Source organism: Candidatus Goldiibacteriota bacterium HGW-Goldbacteria-1, assembly GCA_002839855.1.
GTDB lineage: Bacteria > Oederibacteriota > PGYV01 > PGYV01 > PGYV01 > PGYV01.
On sequence record PGYV01000004.1, the window covers coordinates 402,529 to 420,201 of the forward strand.

The 17,673-nt window shown below is 43.3% G+C and carries 20 protein-coding genes; 3 read left to right on the forward strand and 17 right to left on the reverse strand.

The window, feature by feature from the left end; all coding sequences use genetic code 11:
* Window positions 1–28 precede the first annotated feature (28 nt).
* The 4 genes from CVV21_05605 to CVV21_05620 form a co-directional block, all read right to left on the reverse strand.
* A complete protein-coding gene (locus CVV21_05605) occupies window positions 29–265 on the reverse strand; it encodes a hypothetical protein (GenBank protein PKL92227.1) in 237 nt (78 codons plus the stop codon).
* Window positions 266–300: 35 nt separating this feature from the next.
* Window positions 301–1,053 carry a hypothetical protein gene (locus tag CVV21_05610; protein ID PKL92228.1) on the reverse strand — a complete coding sequence of 251 codons (753 nt, stop codon included), beginning with the start codon at window positions 1,051–1,053 and terminating at the stop codon, window positions 301–303.
* On the reverse strand, window positions 1,050–2,297 hold the full coding sequence (locus CVV21_05615) for a hypothetical protein (protein ID PKL92229.1): 1,248 nt from the start codon (window positions 2,295–2,297) through the stop codon (window positions 1,050–1,052). The genes CVV21_05610 and CVV21_05615 overlap by 4 nt, the downstream gene beginning before the upstream one ends.
* A 263-nt stretch (window positions 2,298–2,560) precedes the next feature.
* Complete coding sequence (locus CVV21_05620; GenBank protein PKL92230.1) at window positions 2,561–3,190, reverse strand: 7-carboxy-7-deazaguanine synthase QueE; 630 nt, start codon at window positions 3,188–3,190, stop codon at window positions 2,561–2,563.
* Window positions 3,191–3,284: 94 nt separating this feature from the next.
* Here CVV21_05620 and CVV21_05625 point away from each other — a divergent pair, with 94 nt between their 5' ends.
* Together CVV21_05625 and CVV21_05630 are read left to right on the forward strand one after the other, a co-directional pair.
* Entirely contained in the window at window positions 3,285–5,186 is a 1,902-nt protein-coding gene (locus CVV21_05625; GenBank protein PKL92231.1) for a hypothetical protein, read from the forward strand.
* Window positions 5,176–6,978 (forward strand): elongation factor 4, encoded by a 1,803-nt coding sequence (locus tag CVV21_05630; GenBank protein ID PKL92232.1) that lies wholly within the window; start codon window positions 5,176–5,178, stop codon window positions 6,976–6,978. The genes CVV21_05625 and CVV21_05630 overlap by 11 nt, the downstream gene beginning before the upstream one ends.
* 273 nt (window positions 6,979–7,251) lie before the next feature.
* Here the strand turns inward: CVV21_05630 and CVV21_05635 are convergent, their stop codons facing one another.
* From CVV21_05635 to grpE, 9 genes are all read right to left on the reverse strand, one after another.
* Window positions 7,252–7,431, reverse strand: a complete 180-nt coding sequence (locus CVV21_05635) for a hypothetical protein (GenBank protein ID PKL92233.1) — start codon at window positions 7,429–7,431, stop codon at window positions 7,252–7,254.
* A gap of 82 nt (window positions 7,432–7,513) precedes the next feature.
* Window positions 7,514–7,705 carry a hypothetical protein gene (locus tag CVV21_05640; protein PKL92234.1) on the reverse strand — a complete coding sequence of 64 codons (192 nt, stop codon included), beginning with the start codon at window positions 7,703–7,705 and terminating at the stop codon, window positions 7,514–7,516.
* Between the two features lie 39 nt (window positions 7,706–7,744).
* Entirely contained in the window at window positions 7,745–8,299 is a 555-nt protein-coding gene (locus tag CVV21_05645) for a hypothetical protein (protein ID PKL92235.1), read from the reverse strand.
* A 170-nt stretch (window positions 8,300–8,469) separates the two neighbouring features.
* Complete coding sequence (locus CVV21_05650) at window positions 8,470–9,456, reverse strand: hypothetical protein (protein PKL92236.1); 987 nt, start codon at window positions 9,454–9,456, stop codon at window positions 8,470–8,472.
* Window positions 9,457–9,772: 316 nt separating this feature from the next.
* Window positions 9,773–10,585 (reverse strand): hypothetical protein, encoded by an 813-nt coding sequence (locus CVV21_05655; GenBank protein PKL92237.1) that lies wholly within the window; start codon window positions 10,583–10,585, stop codon window positions 9,773–9,775.
* Window positions 10,586–10,669: 84 nt separating this feature from the next.
* Window positions 10,670–10,963 carry a hypothetical protein gene (locus CVV21_05660; protein PKL92238.1) on the reverse strand — a complete coding sequence of 98 codons (294 nt, stop codon included), beginning with the start codon at window positions 10,961–10,963 and terminating at the stop codon, window positions 10,670–10,672.
* A complete protein-coding gene (locus tag CVV21_05665) occupies window positions 10,960–12,270 on the reverse strand; it encodes an FAD-dependent oxidoreductase (protein ID PKL92239.1) in 1,311 nt (436 codons plus the stop codon). The genes CVV21_05660 and CVV21_05665 overlap by 4 nt, the downstream gene beginning before the upstream one ends.
* Window positions 12,271–12,281: 11 nt before the next feature.
* A complete protein-coding gene (gene dnaJ / locus CVV21_05670) occupies window positions 12,282–13,439 on the reverse strand; it encodes a molecular chaperone DnaJ (GenBank protein ID PKL92240.1) in 1,158 nt (385 codons plus the stop codon).
* 15 nt (window positions 13,440–13,454) lie between these two features.
* The gene (gene grpE / locus CVV21_05675; GenBank protein PKL92241.1) at window positions 13,455–14,126 is read right to left on the reverse strand and encodes a nucleotide exchange factor GrpE; all 672 of its coding nucleotides are present in this window, start codon (window positions 14,124–14,126) and stop codon (window positions 13,455–13,457) included.
* 115 nt (window positions 14,127–14,241) lie between these two features.
* On the opposite strand from grpE, the gene CVV21_05680 reads away from it, so the two are divergent.
* Window positions 14,242–14,598: a large conductance mechanosensitive channel protein MscL gene (locus CVV21_05680; protein PKL92242.1), complete on the forward strand. Its 357-nt coding sequence runs from the start codon at window positions 14,242–14,244 to the stop codon at window positions 14,596–14,598.
* 113 nt (window positions 14,599–14,711) lie between these two features.
* Here the strand turns inward: CVV21_05680 and CVV21_05685 are convergent, their stop codons facing one another.
* The 4 genes from CVV21_05685 to CVV21_05700 all read right to left on the reverse strand — a co-directional run bounded on the left by CVV21_05685 (window position 14,712) and on the right by CVV21_05700 (window position 17,641).
* Window positions 14,712–15,587, reverse strand: coding sequence for a hypothetical protein (locus CVV21_05685; GenBank protein ID PKL92243.1), 876 nt, complete (start codon window positions 15,585–15,587; stop codon window positions 14,712–14,714).
* 26 nt (window positions 15,588–15,613) lie between these two features.
* Window positions 15,614–16,573 carry a CPBP family intramembrane metalloprotease domain-containing protein gene (locus CVV21_05690; GenBank protein ID PKL92244.1) on the reverse strand — a complete coding sequence of 320 codons (960 nt, stop codon included), beginning with the start codon at window positions 16,571–16,573 and terminating at the stop codon, window positions 15,614–15,616.
* Between the two features lie 167 nt (window positions 16,574–16,740).
* Window positions 16,741–17,388, reverse strand: coding sequence for a hypothetical protein (locus CVV21_05695; protein ID PKL92245.1), 648 nt, complete (start codon window positions 17,386–17,388; stop codon window positions 16,741–16,743).
* Window positions 17,351–17,641 (reverse strand): hypothetical protein, encoded by a 291-nt coding sequence (locus CVV21_05700; GenBank protein PKL92246.1) that lies wholly within the window; start codon window positions 17,639–17,641, stop codon window positions 17,351–17,353. The genes CVV21_05695 and CVV21_05700 overlap by 38 nt, the downstream gene beginning before the upstream one ends.
* Window positions 17,642–17,673: the final 32 nt, after the last annotated feature.

Below are 17,673 nucleotides of genomic sequence, written 5' to 3' on the forward strand. Positions count from 1 at the left end.
GCCTTTTTTGGGATTCATAATATCTATCCTATTTGGGGTTATTTTTTTTGCTGAGTCTTATAATATATTTTATTATGAAATAACCGCCGGCTCCCAGAATCAGACCTATCGGCACAAACATCCACATAGGAGTATACTCGCCTCCCGCTAAACCAATCAATACAAAACAACCGGAAGATAAAACAAGCACAATTGCTATAATATATATAAATACTACTCCTATGCCGTATAGGATTTTACTTATTAAATTTTTTTCATCTCCCATATAAACCCTCCAATTAGAAATTAACTTTAATATTATTATTTAACAATTACCAGCTTTCTTAACTTTCCGTTTTCTGTCTTTCCGCTTTCAACAGTCACAAACCGCGTAAACCATATTCCGGGGGCAAGGTTGGGCGCGGTAAACGTGACCCGCTGTTCGCCGGAGTTTACGTCTTTTGTTTCTTCTTTTACTTTTCTTCCGTCAGCGGAATATATCTGAAGCGTGACTTTGGCGGTATTGGTGAATTTAAACAGCGCGTAGATAGGAGCGTTGTTTGACGCGGGATTAGGGTATATCTTCCCGTTTAAAATTTCAAAATTATAGCCTTCTACTGCCGGTGTTAAAAATGGCGTAGCAGTTATTGTGATTGTGGGGGTAACAGTCGGTGTAAAAGGCACGGGAGTTAATGTTACTGTGCCTGTAATAGTTTTGGTTGCGGTAACAGTGATTGTCCGCGTGTTTGTCGGTGTTATGGTTGATGTTGTTGTCATTGTTGAAGTCTCTGTTACGGTCATTGTCAACTCTTCCGTGTCTGTCATTGTCGCGGTTGCCGTCGAGGTTTCAGTAACCGTTTCAGTCACGGTTTCAGTTGCTGTCTCAGTCGCAGTTTCAGTCACAGTTTCTGTTGCTGTCTCTGTTGTAGTCTGTGTAACCGTGTCTGTTACGGTTTCTGTTGCCGTCTCTGTAGAAGTCTCTGTGACTGTGGGTGTTTCCGTGTCGGTAATGGCATACGCGAAAGCCGAGCAGGCAAAGATAAGTATTGTTATAAACAGTATTTTTTTCATCATTTCACCAGTTTCAGCCAGTACTTAAGCACTTCATTATCAGGCGAATAAAACAGCGCCTTTTCAAAATACTGCGCGGAATTTCTGTTATCGCGCAGGTTGTAATAACACAGCCCCATCCTCTGATAAAATGACGATTTTTCATTGTCTTTCATTGAATCCAGGTCTTTCCAGTACAGCACGTTTATACGCTCGTAAAACTTTACCGCCTGCGAATATTTTTTCGCGCGGAAATAATAATCCCCGCTTTTCATGTATTCCGTAAAGTTCTGCGCGGGCTCGCGTATTGCTTTGGTCTCCCCGCCTTCTTCTTTTTTATCTTCCGCGCCGAAAGATACGGCATTAATACCTATCCTGTGAGTATCACCAAGCACAGCGCCGGGAGAGTACGAATAATCCAATGACATATCATTGTATTTTATTCCAAGCCCGGCGGAAAAATTTAATTGTGCATCGCCGTTAATTGACGCCCCTGCCCTTAAACTTAACATTTCAAGAGGCTTAAATTCCATGCCAAGCTGCCCTTCAAAATAATTTTCGTTTTTCAGATAATAAACGCCTGTCATTATATCAAGAAGCTCTTTTTCATTATCCCTGATTTTCCACGCAAACGCACACCTTGCCGCAAGCGGCAACAGCGCGCCTTCTTCATTTTTGCCGATATTGCTTATACTTATGCCAAGCCTGCCGTTTAAAATATCACTGTATGTGATGCCGATATCGGCAGCGCCGAAAGCGGATTCTTTTCCAATTTTTTCAAAGACGCCTTTAATAGCAGCGCCTATCCCTAAATTTCCGGTTTTTTTAGCGTATGCAATTGTAAAAACATCAGAACTTAATTCAAGGACATCCCCGGTAATAACAGGCCTTCCAAATTGGTCGGCTTCAAGCGCTTCCAGTGAGCCAAAATTATACCCCTGATACTGCGCAGCGATTACCCCAAAATCAAATAACATTGCCCCTGTAAGCATTCTTCCGCTTATACCAAGCGGCATAAGCGCTTGTGAAGCGGAAACTTCCACTGCAGTTAAACCTGACGCGCACGCGGGATTTATATTCAGCGCGGATGATGAATTAAGCGCGGCAGAAGCGCCGCTGCCCAGCGCCGCCTGGCGCGGGCTTAAACCCGTTAACAGGTATGCGGCTCTTGACACATCCGCATACACCGCGGACGATATAATAACTGTAAGTGTGAATAGAATGATGGTTTTTTTCATAATCAGAATGATAACATATTTTAAGGACAAATACGAGAGACTGCAGCTGGGCGGCTAGGCAGCTTGGCAGCTCGGTTAAGACCTGGTTAAAGCGAGCCGCAATATATTGCGGCTCTACAATTAAATACTTACTACAACTGCCGCGGGATAACACCGCGCAGAACCTATAATATGCGCGGGCTAAAGACCCGCATCTACCACTACTAAAACAAAATCAACAACCGCGCCCTAAAGGGACGCGCCTACCAGATCTAAACCAAGCTGCCAAGCTGCCTAGCCGCCCAGCTGCCGCTTCACTTCATCTTATGCAGCTGCACCATCGCGCGCCATTTTAAACCGCGCCGAAGGATAAACTCCCTTATCGCGGAAAACTTTATCCTTCCAAAAACCGGCTGTACTATTATTTCTGCCTTTGTCCGGTGCTTTTTTAAAACCGCCTGCGCGTACCTTAAATCCGCAAGCGACCCTGCCACAAGTTTTACCTGGTCTTTGGGCTTTAACACTTTTAAATTAGACAGCATCATCTTTTCGCTGACACCGGATGATAAAAGTTTTATATCCATGCTTACGTTATCGGCATTAAGCCCCGCTACAGAAATAGACCCGTTGGTTTCCACCGTTATTTTTTTACCGGGGCATTTTTTCCGCAGCGCTTTTATTAATACCTTTACACCGCTTTTCTGCAGCAGCGGCTCTCCCCCTGTTATGCTTATGTTGCAGCAATCGCTTTCAGACGCCATTTTTGCCAGTTTCGTAATGCCATACGGCTTGCCCTTGGCATAGCTTTCCTTTGTATCGCACCAGTTGCAGCGCAGATTGCACTCTGATAACCTTATAAAAAACGTGGGATAGCCCTGAAACCTGCCTTCGCCTTCCAAATCTTCAAACAATTCGCACACAAACAGCTGTTTTTCTTTCTTCATTATTATAATCTCCCTTTTATGCTTGACCTTGCCATTATATCTATATATAATTCTCTTTTGAAAGACGGTACCAAACTATACTAAAAGGATGTTTATGAAAAACCGCTTGCTGTTAATTATACCGCTATTCGCTTTTTTTTCAAGCATACACGCGGCAAATATAAAAATTTCCACTGACAAGCCGGAATACTGGCGCTATGAAATAGTGACCGTAATTTGTGAATTTGAAGCGCCTGCCGCCGCTATTCTTCCTTCATTTAAAAAGAAAGAACAGCCTTCTTTCAGAAATATGGAATGCACCGCGAAAATTTTTCACAATAACGCCCTTGTTACCACTGTGGGAAAAACCACAACAATTAACCTTTCATACAACAGAAGCACAAAACAGTTTACCGGAAAATGGCCCATTCCTTTTAACCCAAAACTTGGCGAATATAGGGCAATAGTACTTTTAAAAGACGGTTCAAAAAAATACGCCGGCAATGCGGCATTTAAAATTAAAGGCCGCACAGCGCCTGAACTGCCCAAAGGTTTTTCCGTAATGAACATAGAACCCGGCGACAGCATTATACGCCGCGTTCCGGGAGTGGGCGGAAAAGCCGTAAAGGTATGGGAAAATTACGTGCTGTGGTCAAAGTTTATGGGAGCCGACGCAATGTGGCACTGCGTGGGTCAGAGCCAGATATGGAACAAACCAAACGCGGTTAACAGCGAGGAATTCCCATGGGACCAGAAATCTGTCCGCCAGATGGGCGAAGTGGGCGAAGAACTGCACAGGCATAATATAAAATACGGCACATGGATAACAAGTTTTGTGCTTTTAGGCAACAGGCAGGATTTGTCGCCATACGCGCACACAACCGGTTATGACAAAGAAAACGATACACTGAGAAATTTAATTTATGTTTCCATAAAAGACAAAAAAAGGCACGATGATATCGCGGCCCTTCTTAAAAAGATGAACAGCAATCCCAACGTGGATTACGTGGGGCTTGACTACGTAAGGACAGACTTTGGCGGTTATGAATACGCGTCTGAATTTGTAAGTGACATGCCCGTGCGCGGAGTGCCTTATGGCTGGTATTCGCTTTCCGAAGAAGACCGCATGCTTTGGCTTGGAAGAAAAATTGAAAAAGAAAAAAACAGGCCGGTAATAGAAATGTGGCAGTGGTGGCGCGCCCATAAAATGTCACAGATAATAATCTACATCCGCGAAAAAGCCGGGGTTACAAAACCCATGTGGGCGTTTACCCTTACATGGGAACAGGGCAGGCAGCACGGCCAGGACCCTTTAATGTTTATAGACGCGGGTATTGACATGACCGCCGCAATGTACTATTCAATTGATAAACTCACTTACCCAATGATGATAACTGACTGGCGCAATTATTTAAGCAGGGGCAAAACATCCCTTGTGGCCGGACAGTGCGTGGACTGGAATCTGCTTGGCAAAACTTATGACCCATCCGGCCCTGACGAACATTTTTTAAGGCAGCAGCTTTTAGTGGACAGGCTTATAGGGGTTAACCCAAGCCTTGGCCTTTTCTGGCACGATTTAACGCGCGCCTTTTTAAGTACAAGCGGGCCATATTCTTCTTTGGAATGGGGCATCACAGGCGCCGCTTCTTTTACTTATTTAAGAAAAAAACAGGGTTACTTCCCTTTTACTGTAACCTGGGACGCACCCGACGAAGTAAAACTTAACACACCGTTTACAATGGAAATAAATATTAAAAACACTTCAAAAATTGGCGGCAATTACGTCATGAAACCCATGAAACTTGCCAACCTTGCAATGAGCGACGCGATAGACCAGACTTTTTACCTTGCACCGGGCGAGATAAGGACTTTTAACATTAATATGCAGGCCGCGCAGATAGACCGGCGCAAGCATAACATGCAAATGATTGCCTTTATGATACAATACGGCGATAAGCAGACGCAAAAACGTTACTTTGAATATAAATACGTGAAGGTAGAAAAAAATGACAAATGATTACATGAAATTTATCAGAAATTTCAGCATTATTGCCCACATAGACCACGGCAAATCCACGCTTGCTGACCGCCTGCTGGAAGAAACCCATACTGTTGAAAAAAGAAATATGAAAGCGCAGTATCTGGACAGTATGGAACTGGAACGCGAACGCGGTATAACAATCAAAGCCAAAGCCGTTCAGATTCATTATGTAAAAAACGGGCAGGACTATACCTTAAACCTTGTGGATACCCCCGGCCACGTTGATTTTACATACGAAGTGTCAAGGTCGCTTATTGCTTCTGAAGGCGCGCTTTTGGTAGTGGACGCGTCACAGGGCGTGGAAGCGCAGACAATGGCCAACACCCACATTGCGGTACGCCACAACCTTACTTTAATACCGGTTATAAATAAAATTGATATGCCCGCTGCTGACCCGGAAAAAGTTATGATGGAACTTGAAGAGCTGCTTGCCATTCCTTCTGAAGAATGCATAAAAGCAAGCGCCAAAGACGGCATAGGTATCACTGAAATCCTTGACGCGGTAGTGGACAGAATCAAGCCGCCCGCCGGCGACGTTAACGCGCCTTTAAAAGCGCTTGTAATGGACGCGCAGTTTGATTATTACAAAGGCGTTATAATTTTCATAAGGCTTTACGACGGTTCCATAAAAAAAGGGATGCGAATCACAATGATGGCCAGCGGCACAAACTGGGACGTTACCACCCTTGGCATTTTCCGCCCCGGCATGGTGGAAACAGACGAGCTTACAGCGGGTAATACCGGCTTTATTACCGCGGGTATTAAAAGCTTAAAGGATATAAAAATAGGAGACACAATAACAGACGCATATAAACCATGCAGTGAAGCGCTTCCCGGATATCAGGAAGTAAAGCCTATGGTATTCTGCGGATTGTTCCCTGTTTTAAACGACCAGTACGCGGAATTGAAAGAAGCGCTTTTAAAACTTCAGCTTAACGATTCTTCCCTTACTTTTCTGCCTGAATCTTCCGAAGCCCTTGGCTTTGGCTACCGCTGCGGCTTTTTGGGGCTGCTGCACATGGAAATAGTTCAGGAAAGGCTTGAACGCGAATACAACCTTAACCTTATTGCCACCGCGCCTAACGTGGAATACCATGTTTACACCACCGCAAAAGAGATGCTTGTGTGCGACGCGCCGTCAGAACTTCCTGATTTTGGCAGAATAGAAAGAATAGAAGAACCTTATGTGAAACTGTCGCTTATAACCCCGCCGGATTACCTTGGTTCTTTAATGCAGTTGTGCCAGTCAAAACGCGGCATTTATAAGACCACCGAATACATATCCACTACAAGGGCGATACTGCATTATGAAATGCCCCTTGCGGAAATAATATGGGATTTTTATGACAAATTAAAATCCATGTCACGCGGCTACGCGTCAATGGATTATGAACTTCTTGACTACCGCCCGGCGGATTTAAAGCGCGTGGATATTTTAGTTAACCACGAAGTTGTGGATTCACTCTCTTTTATCACCCACGCGGACTTTGCGTACGCAAAAGCGCGTGACCTGACGGAAAAATTAAAGGACGCGATTCCGCGCCAGCAGTTTCCCGTTCCCATACAGGGCGCCATAGGCGCGCAGATAATAGCCAGGGAGACCATAGCAGCCCTTAGAAAAGACGTCCTTGCCAAGTGCTACGGCGGCGACATTTCAAGAAAAAGAAAGCTGCTTGAAAAACAGAAAGAAGGAAAGAAAAGGATGAAACAGATTGGCTCCGTGGAAATCCCGCAGGAAGCCTTCCTTGCCATCCTGAAAGTGGATTAATTGTAATTCCCTCCCGGGAATTTAAGCAGTACGCAGATAAGCAATTAAGCTATAGCGTAACCGAGAAACACAACTTAGACTTCGCTTATGCTTAATTGCCTATAGCTTAAACAACTTTTTTTATTCCTCAGTTTGCGCGGCACTTCTGGAAAAACACACATAACCCCTGTTTTAATACATATTGCATCTGAAGTGGTTTAGGTTTGGTAGCCGCGTGTCTTTAGCCCGCGAGATCTTGTTTTGGGATTGGTTTTGTTCTGGTAGGCGCGCCTTTTAAGGCGCGGCAGTTAAAAATATTAATGCCGGAAGGATAAACGTTAAGAGCGCGCGCCCTAAAGGGACGCGGCTACCAATACTGAAGAGATACAAATCAAATATAACTACCGCGGGCTGAAGACCCGCGTCTACCAAGGCAAAAACATCTAGCCCATAAACGTTTATCCCATATCCCATAAATAGAAACTAATCCAAACCAACTATCCCCTGTCACTTACGCTCAAAATTCGCGCAAGCTCAGAAATTTCCGCTTCGCAGGTTAACTACTACCAGAGATTTTCTTCCGTCCCTCTGTCCCTCCGTCCCTCTGTCCCTCCGTCCCTCTGTCCCTCCGTCCCTCTGTCCCTCCGTCCCTCCGTCCCTCCGTCCCTCCGTCCCTCTGTCCCTCCGTCCCTCTGTCCCTCCGTCCCTCTGTCCCTCTGTCCCTCTGTCCCTCTGTCCCTCTGTGCATCCGTCCCTCAAGTTTAAATGCCGAGCTGCAGTTTTAATATTAAATACCGGTTTTTAAATAAGAAAGCCCTGCCATAGCCAAAAGTATTATCATTGCATATATAAGCGAGCGCCTTTTTTCCGCTTTTATCCACGCGCCTTTATCGGCTTTCTGCGTGCCATCCAGCCCCCTTTGCCCCGCAAAAAGCACAAAATACCGCGCAAGGTAAATTATAAAAAGAGTTCCTGTTATATAATACTTTGTATTTTGTAATGCCGATATTATTCCATAAACCTTCCAGATAAGCTCTTCATCGCCTGACGCGGAAGCGGCCATAAGCAAACCTAATAGCACAAGGACAAAAACAGTAAAAATATATATTATTAACCCCGCGATAATTCCCAGAACCTTTGCCGCCCTTTCAAATTTTAAATCGCTTTCCCTGCCTGCGTTTATTTCAGACATACGTTTAACATTTATCACAATCTGAAATATCACGAATATAAAAAGGACCGCCCCAAAAGCGTAAGGATTTGCCCCCGCTTTATACATAATAAAAAGTATCGCCGCCAGAGCAAGCGTGACAAATGGGAGGTATTTTTTTATTTTTTTCATTATTATCCTTCTCTATTTATTTTTGTCTTCGTAGGGACAGCTCATGAATGCGGGCGTTGCCAAGGCATTCACGCTGTCCGGCTTTTACAGCATTTGATCTCCTAAATTAAAAACAATCCTAAACCACGGGACGCGCAGGAGCACGTCCCCTACAAGTACAAAATATTAATCTAAAAATACCACCCGGAGCCCAGCATAAATCCGCCCGGATTTTTTGTGCCGTTTACCACCCTGAAATCATTAAAATATACAATTTCCACTTTTAGGATATCGTTTACATAACCCACGCCTGCGGAGACAGACGTCCTGACCGCATATTCGTTTTCAAACGGATTAGAGTTGTTTTTGTTTTCACCGGACTTGACCCCGGCTTTTACGATGAAATTATCCCCAACATTACCCTGAATCCCAAGTTTAAACTGCCTTTTAAAAATGTACTCGGCAGGAACACCGGATAACAATTCCACGCGGGAGCGCGCTTCGAAGATATTATCAATATCAAAATTAAAACTTATAAAATCAACCGGCCTGAAGTTTATGCCAAGATTTACAAATACAGGCATCATGCATTTTGACAGTATGGAGTAATCATCAAGCGTATATATAAAAGATGAGTTCACAAGGTTTTTTACCGCAACTCCGGCCCTTACCCTTTCGTTTATTTCAAACACCATGCCGGCGTCAAATGAAACGCCTTCTGCAATACCGGACAGCGCAATTATATTAAAAGCCGCGCCTGCTTTTATCACCCCTAAGTCATATCCAAACCCTCCGGTTAAAAGCAGGGTGTCTTCCAGATAACCGTTTCCATCAGCGTCCACGGTTAACTTGTCGCCCGCCTGCGTAAAAACCGCCCTGAACCCAAACCCTTTAAATGCCGCGCCTGCCGATACCCCGGAATTAAAATAGTTTTCTTTGGCTGTATCCCCGTTAAAATCATAATTCATTATTTTGCCGTCAATTGATATGGTACTTTTTTTAACGTAAACCATTCCGGCAGGATTGTAATACAGCGCGGTTTCGTCATCAGCACCGGCTGCAGCGGCGCCGGACATGGCCGCGCCGGATGCCGGTTCATAAAAAAAAGGTATATCAAGCGCGCATATATTAAAATACATAAAAAGATAGATTATGCCCGTTATTACTGCCCTTTTCATCTTGCCCCCAATAAATTTATTTGCTTTTTACGATAATTATTATATCACATACAAAATAGAAACACTTTTTGAATATTGTATTTTTCAGGGATTTTTTAAGGCCAGGGACATAGAGGGGTTTTACGAGCTAACGAGTAACTCAACCCTGGCCAATACCTTTATATCAAATACTTTATGCACAGTCAAGCAGGTTTTTTGTAAGATTGTCAGGGTTTTGCCTTAAAATACTGTTTATGCACGTAAATAACTATAACTATTTACGTCAGATTTATTATATAAAAAACAATAATTTAAATATAAATATATAAAAACTGCGCTAATTTTTGCGCATATTTAAATCATAAATCAGCTTAAAACCTTTAAGGGTAAAATCGCCGTCTTTTAACAGACACTTTTCATTAAGCCTTTTTATCACAAGCGGGTTTACCTCTCCGCCTGTAAATATAAGGCAGACACTGTCTGTTTTTAAATCTTTTTTTATCATCTTTACGGTTTCGTTTATCCCGCCGATTATGCTGTTTAAGACCCCGCTTGCAATGGAATCTTCTGTTGTTTTGCCTATCCCCAGGCTGGCATATTTAAGTTTTATCTGCGGAAGTTTAGCCGTGCGCGCAAACAGCGCGTGAAGCGACATATTAATGCCCGGCATTATAGCGCCGCCAAGAAAATTACCTTTTTTATCCACCACGTCAAAATTAATTGAAGTGCCCAGGTCAATTATTATATTATTCTTTCCCTTATTGATATGATACGCATAAGCCGCGTTGGCAAGCCTGTCATCGCCCACTTCGTTTTTATTCTTATACTTATTTACAATGTTTAACCGGGTCCTTTTTTCTATTATCACAGGGTTAAGCTTAAAATACTTTTTTATCATGCCCGTAAAACTCTCGGTAATAACAGGCACAACGCTTCCCACAATGGCGCCTTTAATATCAGGCACGAATGTGTTGTTTATTTCCAGAAGCTGTTTAACCTGGGTATAATACTGGTCCTGCGTGAAATTAATATTTGTGCGCAGGCGGAAACTGAACATTAAACTGTCCCCGGAAAATATCCCGGCGGTAATATTGCTGTTTCCCACGTCAAATACCAGTACACACTCTTTAGTTTTTTCTTTTTTTGCCATTTTAACCGCCTTTAAGTTAGACGCCGATTTACCCGTAAAAAACAAAGGCGCCGTTTCCGGCGCCCTGTTATCTGTTATTATTTTTTATCCAAGCCTGTATACAATACCGTGGCCGCCCTGCGGATGTTCCCATTCCACAGCTTCCGGCGCAGCCACCCTGCACGTGCCGCATTCAAGGCAGTTTTCAAAAGAAACCACCACTTCGTCCTTTTCATTTAAGGTATAAACCTTTGCCGGACAGATAAAAAGTTTGTCATTAACAAGCTTCTTTGCCGCTTCGCCTGTTTTAAACCCGTCTTTTATTTTAAGGTGTGTCTGATGAAACAGGGTGAATTTATCAAGCCCCAGCTTGTCTTCCATTGACGTAAATTTGCTCATATTATTACCCTCCTGCCCTTAAGGCCTGTTAATGCGAAGCTGATGGGGTTTTCTTTCCTTAACAGCCTCATTACAAGGCGCATCTGTTTGGCGTTTTTGGATTCGCCGTCCACAGTGAACATATCACGCACAAATTCTTCCATTATCACGGGATACTTTTCAAACAGCTGCGGAGTGGTGTCAAGTACGTGCGCCAGATGGCGGAATTTTTTCATATCTTTCATCACAAAACTTTCCCTTAAACGGTGTTCATACCTTGCCGTCATGGCTTCGCTGAAATCATTTGCCTCTTTTGCCTTTATCACGGTCTCTCCCGCAAGTTTTCCGGACATCATCGCAAGGTTTGTGCCTTCGTGGAAAAGCGACGCGTTTACAAAACCCGCAGCATCGCCCACTACCAGCACATTATCTTTATAAAGTTTTGAAAGTTTGTTGTAGCCGCCGTCAGGAATTAAATGCGCGGCGTATTCCCTCTGCTCCCCGCCGTTTACAAGCGGCTTAATTGCGGGGTGGCTTTTAAACCATTCCAGCAGGTCATTGGGGTTTATTTTGTGTTCCATAAGCGATTTAATTGTGCCGCCCACGCCCACTGATATGGTATTTTTGTTTGTATAGATAAAACCCGACCCAATGGCGCCCTTTGCGGCGTATCCAAAGTATTCATACGCCACGCCTTCGCCTTCATTTAAGCCAAAGCGGTCCATTATTTTTTCTTCCGGAAATTCAATTACTTCTTTGATGCCCACAATGGTGCATTCAGGGGCAAGTTCCTTGTGCATTTCAAGCTGCTTTGCAAGAAGGGAATTTACGCCGTCGGCAAGGATAACACAGTCGGCATAAATATCGCCGTCATCCATCCTGGCTTTAACCCCGTTAATTTTTCCTTTTTCATCCCTTAAAAATCCGTCCACCACGCATCCGGTAAGAATCATGGCGCCGGCTTCTTCGGTTTTCTCGGAGAACCACTTGTCAAATTTGGCCCTTAAAACCGTATAGCTGTTATTATGCGGCTGCTGCGCGAACTTTGAGAATTTAAAACCGCCGCCTATTTCACCGTCCGGGGTTAAAAGCGACCAGCGCCTTCTGGTGACAACCCTTTCCAACGGGGCGTCTTTTTCAAAGTCCGGAATAAGCTCCCTTAACACGTTTGTAAAAAACATTCCGCCGAACATATTTTTGGAACCGCAGTAATCGCCGCGCTCTAAAACCACAACCTGCAGCCCCGCTTTAGCCATTACATAAGCGGCCGTAAGGCCGGCAGGCCCTCCGCCTACCACTATGACATCAAATTTCTCTTCCGCTCCCATTTATTCCTCCTTTACTGTTTTTCAAGGTGTTTTTTTGAAGCTTTTGAATACTGCTTAACGTCGTTATAGAATTCTTCCTTGTCCATCAATTTAACATTTTTAAAGGCGTCTTTCAACTTTGAATTAAGGTTCCTGGGGATTTCCACCCTTATTACCACGTGCATATCGCCTTTTGCCCTGCCTGACAAAGACTGAAAACCGCCGCCTTTAATATTTATAGTATCGCCGGTTTGAGTTCCTTCAGGAATCTTTATCTCTTTTTTGCCATATAAGGTGGGAATTACAATCTGGTCGCCCAATACCGCCTGTGTTATTGTCACCGGAAGGTCAAGTATTACGTCGTTATCCTGCCTTTTATATATTTCATGCGTTTCCACTTTTACCGCCACAAACAAATCTCCGGGTATTCCGCCAAACAGCCCTTTATGCCCTTCGCCGGAAAGTTTAAGGTACGACCCCGTGGCAACCCCTGCCGGTATATTTACTTCTATGGTTTTCTTTTTCTGCTTAAGCCTTTTGCCGCTGCAGTCCGGGCACAGCGCTTCCGCTATTTCGCCTTCGCCGCCGCATTTGGGGCACGTGGTGACCATGGAAAAAAATCCGGATGACTGCCTTACTTTTCCCTGCCCGCCGCACGTGGAACATGTCTTTTTTGAAGTGCCGGGTTTAATGCCTTCTCCCCTGCAGGTTTCGCAGACTTCCATCCTGTTTATGTCAAACGACGCTTTCTTGCCGAAAGCCGCCTCTTCAAATGTCATTGTGGTATTTACCTGAAGGTCTTCGCCGTCAGCGCGCCTTGACCTGCCGCGCCCGCCGCGCCGGCCTGATTCAAAACCGAAAATGTCGCCGAACATATCGCCGAAGACATCTCCCATTCCGCCCATATTGGTGAAGATATCTTCAAACCCGCCGTACTGTCCCGCGCCCTGATTTCCTTTTAAGCCGTCAAATCCATATGTGTCATATTTCTTGCGCTTATCCGGGTCGCTTAAAACGGCATAGGCATTGCCCAATTCCTTAAATTTTTCCTCTGCCTGTTTTTTTTCATTATCTCCCTGATGCGCGTCAGGGTGGTGCTTTTTGGCCATGTTTCTAAACGCGGATTTTATTTCATCAGCAGTGGCATTTTTGGAAACTCCAAGCACTTCATATAAATCTTTGTGTGGCATCAGTCTTCCCCGCTCTTATTTTTTTTCCGCTATTTTAACCATCGCAGGCCTCATTACTTTATCCTCAAACATATACCCTTTCTGAAACACTTCGGTTATTTCCCCGTCTTCTTTTCCTTCCACAGGTTCTTTATGGACAACGTGGTGAAAGTCCGGGTTAAATACGCCCTTGCATTCAATTTCCACAACTCCCTGCTTTTTAAATATTTCCACAAACTGCTTTAACACCATTTCTACGCCCTGCCTTAACGGTTTTGCCTCTTTAACTTCCTTGGCTGACACAATCGCCCTTTCAAGGTTGTCAATTACAGGCAGAAAGTCCCTTACTATGTCGGCTTTCGCGAATTTTACAAAATCTTCCTTATCTTTTGCCACCCTTTTGCGGAAATTATCAAGTTCCGCAAGGGCGCGCAGATATTTGTCAGTGGTCTCTGCCAGAAGCTTTTTATCCTCTTCAATCTTCTTTTCAAGTTCCGCTTCCTGCTGTTCCAGGGAAGGTTCCTGTGTTTCTTCCTTAACATCCTGCTTTATTTCTTCTTTTTCTTCCGCCATAACAATACCTCCTTGCACCTTATTTACCGGGATTTTTATAAGGACTAAAATTGATATTAATAAAATACCATATCTGGCGGGAAAGTCAATATTGACTGACAAAAACACAACCTGCCCCCTATATGGCAGGTGCATTTGCCCCGGGATCAACCGCCGGCTGTTAATTTTAAAAACTTTATTTTATCCCTGTTTTATGGTATTACTATAATCACAAAGCGGGACAATTCACATATATATAAGGAGGAGTCAAGTGGCGGAACAGGATGTAACCAAAGAAAAAGAAGCTGAAAAGAAGGTAAAGTTAAGCCTTATCAACGAATTTAAGGATTTTCTAAAAGAATACAAGGTAATTGGACTTGCGGTTGGTTTTATAATGGGCGGCGCGGCAACTGAACTTGTAAAGTCGCTTGTGGACAATCTTATAATGCCTCTGGTTGGGGTTCTTATCCCGGGCGGAGACTGGGAAAAAGCCACGCTTAGCATATGGAAGTTCAACATAGGCTGGGGAGCTTTGCTTAGCTCTACAATTAACTTTCTGATAATTGCCTGGGTTGTTTTTCTGGTTGCAAAATTTATGTTTAAAGAAGAAAAAGTAACTAAAAAATAACGTTATTAATAAAAAAAGCCCGGTGGTTTTGCCACCGGGCTTTTTGTTTTTATAGCCTATATAATAAAATTTTCTGTTTTCGTAGGGGACGCGCTCCCGCGCGTCCCGCGTTTTTAAATAAAGTTATAAGTAATTCCGGCAGTAAGCGACTCTTTTATCTGCCTCTTTGTGGATACGTCCTTGTCATACTTCATCATGAAATTTAAGCCCATATTGAAGTATTCGTTAAACTTAAATGTCAAAGTATTATCCCATGCAAGGTCTGTCCTGTCAGAAGCCTTAAAATCCGTAAAAGCTTCGGCCTTTGTCACATAAATTATATTATCCGCAAACTTTACCATGTAATCAAGTACGGCTTCAGCTCCCGGTTCTGTCTTAAATTTATTGGTGCCGCCCGCGTATAAAAGGGCGTATTTATCCGTCACTGTGTGCTTAATGGCCGCGCCGATTCTTAAACTTAAATTATCAATAGGAGAATAAACAAAACCAAGGCTCTCTTTAAGATAACCCGGATCCATAAACGCGGACACTTCTATTTTTTCCGGAGAGTATACATATCCCGCTATCATCTGTGTCTGTGCCATAAAAGCCACAAAAGGGTCAAGCTTTATCCCAAGCCTGTAGCGCAGCATGGAATCAAGCCTTATTTCATCGTCTGATTTTTTGGGGTCAGCTGTTTCTGTATCTATCATTCCGTATTTCAATTTTAACGTGTTTTCCCAAAGCCATTTTTCCATGTCGTAATTTTCACCCGCAAGCAAAGACGCTGTCCATGCCCAGTTGTTTTCTCCGCCTGCCGCCCAGTTATCAAAACCCGCCTGCGAGAAATTTACCGCCCCTGTAACAACCGGCTTTAACCAGCCCTGCGGCGGTACAGCTGTTGCTGCTGCTTCCGGCTGAACAGCCGCAGCTGCTGCAACGGGTTCTTCCGCGAATACACTTAAAGCTAAAACAAGTATTGCAATAACACAGAATAAAACTTTTTTCATTTTCTTCCTCCTGAATGATTTTTATTTCACGCCTTAGTGATTATTTTTTCTTTGCTGATTATTTTATCATAAAAATAAATTATTACATTCACTAATATAAGCACAATAAATCCGGAAGCGGCCATTACACCCGCCGTTAAATCATCCCCGCCTTTTATGTACATAACCGCGGCGCCCGCAGAAGCGTTAATTGCGCCGTGAAGAACAGCCGCGGAAAAAACAGAGCCTGTCTTTTCCACCGTATATGTAAAGATGGGAGAATACAGCACGCAGAAAATTATCATCATAAAGACGCCTGCTATCGGGTGCTGCGGGTAATTATAACCCTGTATGATAACGGGCAGGTGCCAGAAACCCCACACCGCGCCTATAAGCGCGGACTTTTTATAAAAAGACAGCCCTGATAAGTTCTTAAGAAAAAAGCCCCTCCACCCTGCTTCTTCGCCAAGGGCAAAAACAGCATTAATGATCACTGCCGCAACTATCATCTGCACAATGCTCATAATTAAAACCGAAGGCCCCGCGCTTGCCAGCTGCTGCCGCATTGCTTCAACCTGCTCCGGCGAAAGCATATCTTTATACCGGTCAATCATGCCGCTCATGTCAGGGGAAAATGATATTCCCGGAAAAATAAGCGCGGACGCGGAGGCTAAGAACGATATTGCTATAGGCGCAAACAGGGCAAAAAGATACCACGGGCTCCATTTAAATTTAAAGCCTATCTCTTTTAAAGGCTCTTTATAAACAATTTTCTGCAGAATTAAAGTGACTATAAGGGGTATTAACATATACACGGCAAGAAATATCAGGGAAAAGTTCACGGCGCAGATTTGATTACCCTGCGGCCCCGGCACATTTAAAACGCATATCTCCCCCATTTCTTTAAGCGGAATAAAAAAGAATGTGATTGAATATAAAAACGTAACTGTTAAAACGCTTACAACATACATCAAAGCCCTGTTATTTTTCATAATAACCTCCTGCATTAGTTTTAAAACATAATATAAAAATAAGATGGTAATTACAATTGGTTTTTTGATTAATTGAATTTATTCCCCAAAAGCCGTTTACCCCCATCTTTCTATTTCCTGTTCCTTATCCTTTTCTTTGCCCTGCTAAATCACAAACAAGACTCCGGCACTTTTTCAAATAATTATATTATTTTTAATATCCCGCCAACAACCTTTTTCATATCCTCCCTGAACTCTTCATCAGAAGGCCTTTTAACCCACTTTATTCTGTCAAGCCCGGCAGTATCATACTCTTCCATTTTTTTCGCGATAAGCGGCGGATTTAACCCTGCAGCCTTACTGTCCGCCGCAGTAAAAATTTCCTTCCAGTCCACAGGCAGATTTTTAGAAATTACCCATATATCCGATATATCCTTCGGTTCATCCCTGTCGGAAAACGCCGTTATCTTATTGGCAAGAATATTCATCGGATTATCTATCTTTGAATACGGGCCGGATGCCCTTAGTTCAACCGTGCCATAATAGGCAGGTACATCATTCACAAAATCCACTTTTAAAATGTCCTGTACCGTCAGCCTGCAGAATGATTCATATTTTTTTTCCACAATACATTTCATTTCTTTTCCGGCAAGTGCCTTTATTATCAGATTGACGTAATCCTGAAATTTCAAATCATCATTAACAAAGAAATCAAGGTCGTCAGAATATCGGTGTTTAAAATGAAAACGGCTTAAGGCGGTACCGCCCGTTAAATAGAAAGGTGTACCAAGGCTGTCTATAAGCGACAGGACTTTATCTTGAAGCGGATACAGTGTATTTTCGTAGGGCATAGTCAATACCGTCTCTTATGCTTTTTATACGGAAGGTTTCTCTTATAGAAGGCCATACTTCAACTATTGTTTTAAAACCGACCAGTTCAATAAGTTCATAATAATTCAGGCCTTCTACGGCCCGCCTTACCGCCCATTTTCTGTTAAAACTGCCAAGTTCTTTTTTACCGGTTAAAATATCCATGTATTCTTCTTCGGTAAAATTGTAATCCCATAACAGTTTTTTTATTATGTCTTTCTGTTCCTGAGTCATAATAACAGTCCTTTAATTGGTTTTATTTATTA

Coding starts and splice junctions, on each gene's coding strand:
- CVV21_05660 (PKL92238.1), bottom strand. CDS start 10,963: ATGAGCAAATTTACGTCAATGGAAGACAAGCTGGGGCTTGATAAATTC.
- CVV21_05640 (PKL92234.1), bottom strand. CDS start 7,705: ATGCACAGAGGGACAGAGGGACAGAGGGACAGAGGGACAGAGGGACGG.
- CVV21_05685 (PKL92243.1), bottom strand. CDS start 15,587: ATGAAAAAAGTTTTATTCTGTGTTATTGCAATACTTGTTTTAGCTTTA.
- CVV21_05665 (PKL92239.1), bottom strand. CDS start 12,270: ATGGGAGCGGAAGAGAAATTTGATGTCATAGTGGTAGGCGGAGGGCCT.
- grpE (PKL92241.1), bottom strand. CDS start 14,126: ATGCACCTGCCATATAGGGGGCAGGTTGTGTTTTTGTCAGTCAATATT.
- CVV21_05625 (PKL92231.1), top strand. CDS start 3,285: ATGAAAAACCGCTTGCTGTTAATTATACCGCTATTCGCTTTTTTTTCA.
- CVV21_05605 (PKL92227.1), bottom strand. CDS start 265: ATGGGAGATGAAAAAAATTTAATAAGTAAAATCCTATACGGCATAGGA.
- CVV21_05650 (PKL92236.1), bottom strand. CDS start 9,456: ATGAAAAGGGCAGTAATAACGGGCATAATCTATCTTTTTATGTATTTT.
- CVV21_05610 (PKL92228.1), bottom strand. CDS start 1,053: ATGATGAAAAAAATACTGTTTATAACAATACTTATCTTTGCCTGCTCG.
- CVV21_05700 (PKL92246.1), bottom strand. CDS start 17,641: ATGACTCAGGAACAGAAAGACATAATAAAAAAACTGTTATGGGATTAC.
- CVV21_05645 (PKL92235.1), bottom strand. CDS start 8,299: ATGAAAAAAATAAAAAAATACCTCCCATTTGTCACGCTTGCTCTGGCG.
- dnaJ (PKL92240.1), bottom strand. CDS start 13,439: ATGCCACACAAAGATTTATATGAAGTGCTTGGAGTTTCCAAAAATGCC.
- CVV21_05695 (PKL92245.1), bottom strand. CDS start 17,388: ATGCCCTACGAAAATACACTGTATCCGCTTCAAGATAAAGTCCTGTCG.
- CVV21_05630 (PKL92232.1), top strand. CDS start 5,176: ATGACAAATGATTACATGAAATTTATCAGAAATTTCAGCATTATTGCC.
- CVV21_05690 (PKL92244.1), bottom strand. CDS start 16,573: ATGCAGGAGGTTATTATGAAAAATAACAGGGCTTTGATGTATGTTGTA.
- CVV21_05620 (PKL92230.1), bottom strand. CDS start 3,190: ATGAAGAAAGAAAAACAGCTGTTTGTGTGCGAATTGTTTGAAGATTTG.
- CVV21_05655 (PKL92237.1), bottom strand. CDS start 10,585: ATGGCAAAAAAAGAAAAAACTAAAGAGTGTGTACTGGTATTTGACGTG.
- CVV21_05635 (PKL92233.1), bottom strand. CDS start 7,431: ATGGGATATGGGATAAACGTTTATGGGCTAGATGTTTTTGCCTTGGTA.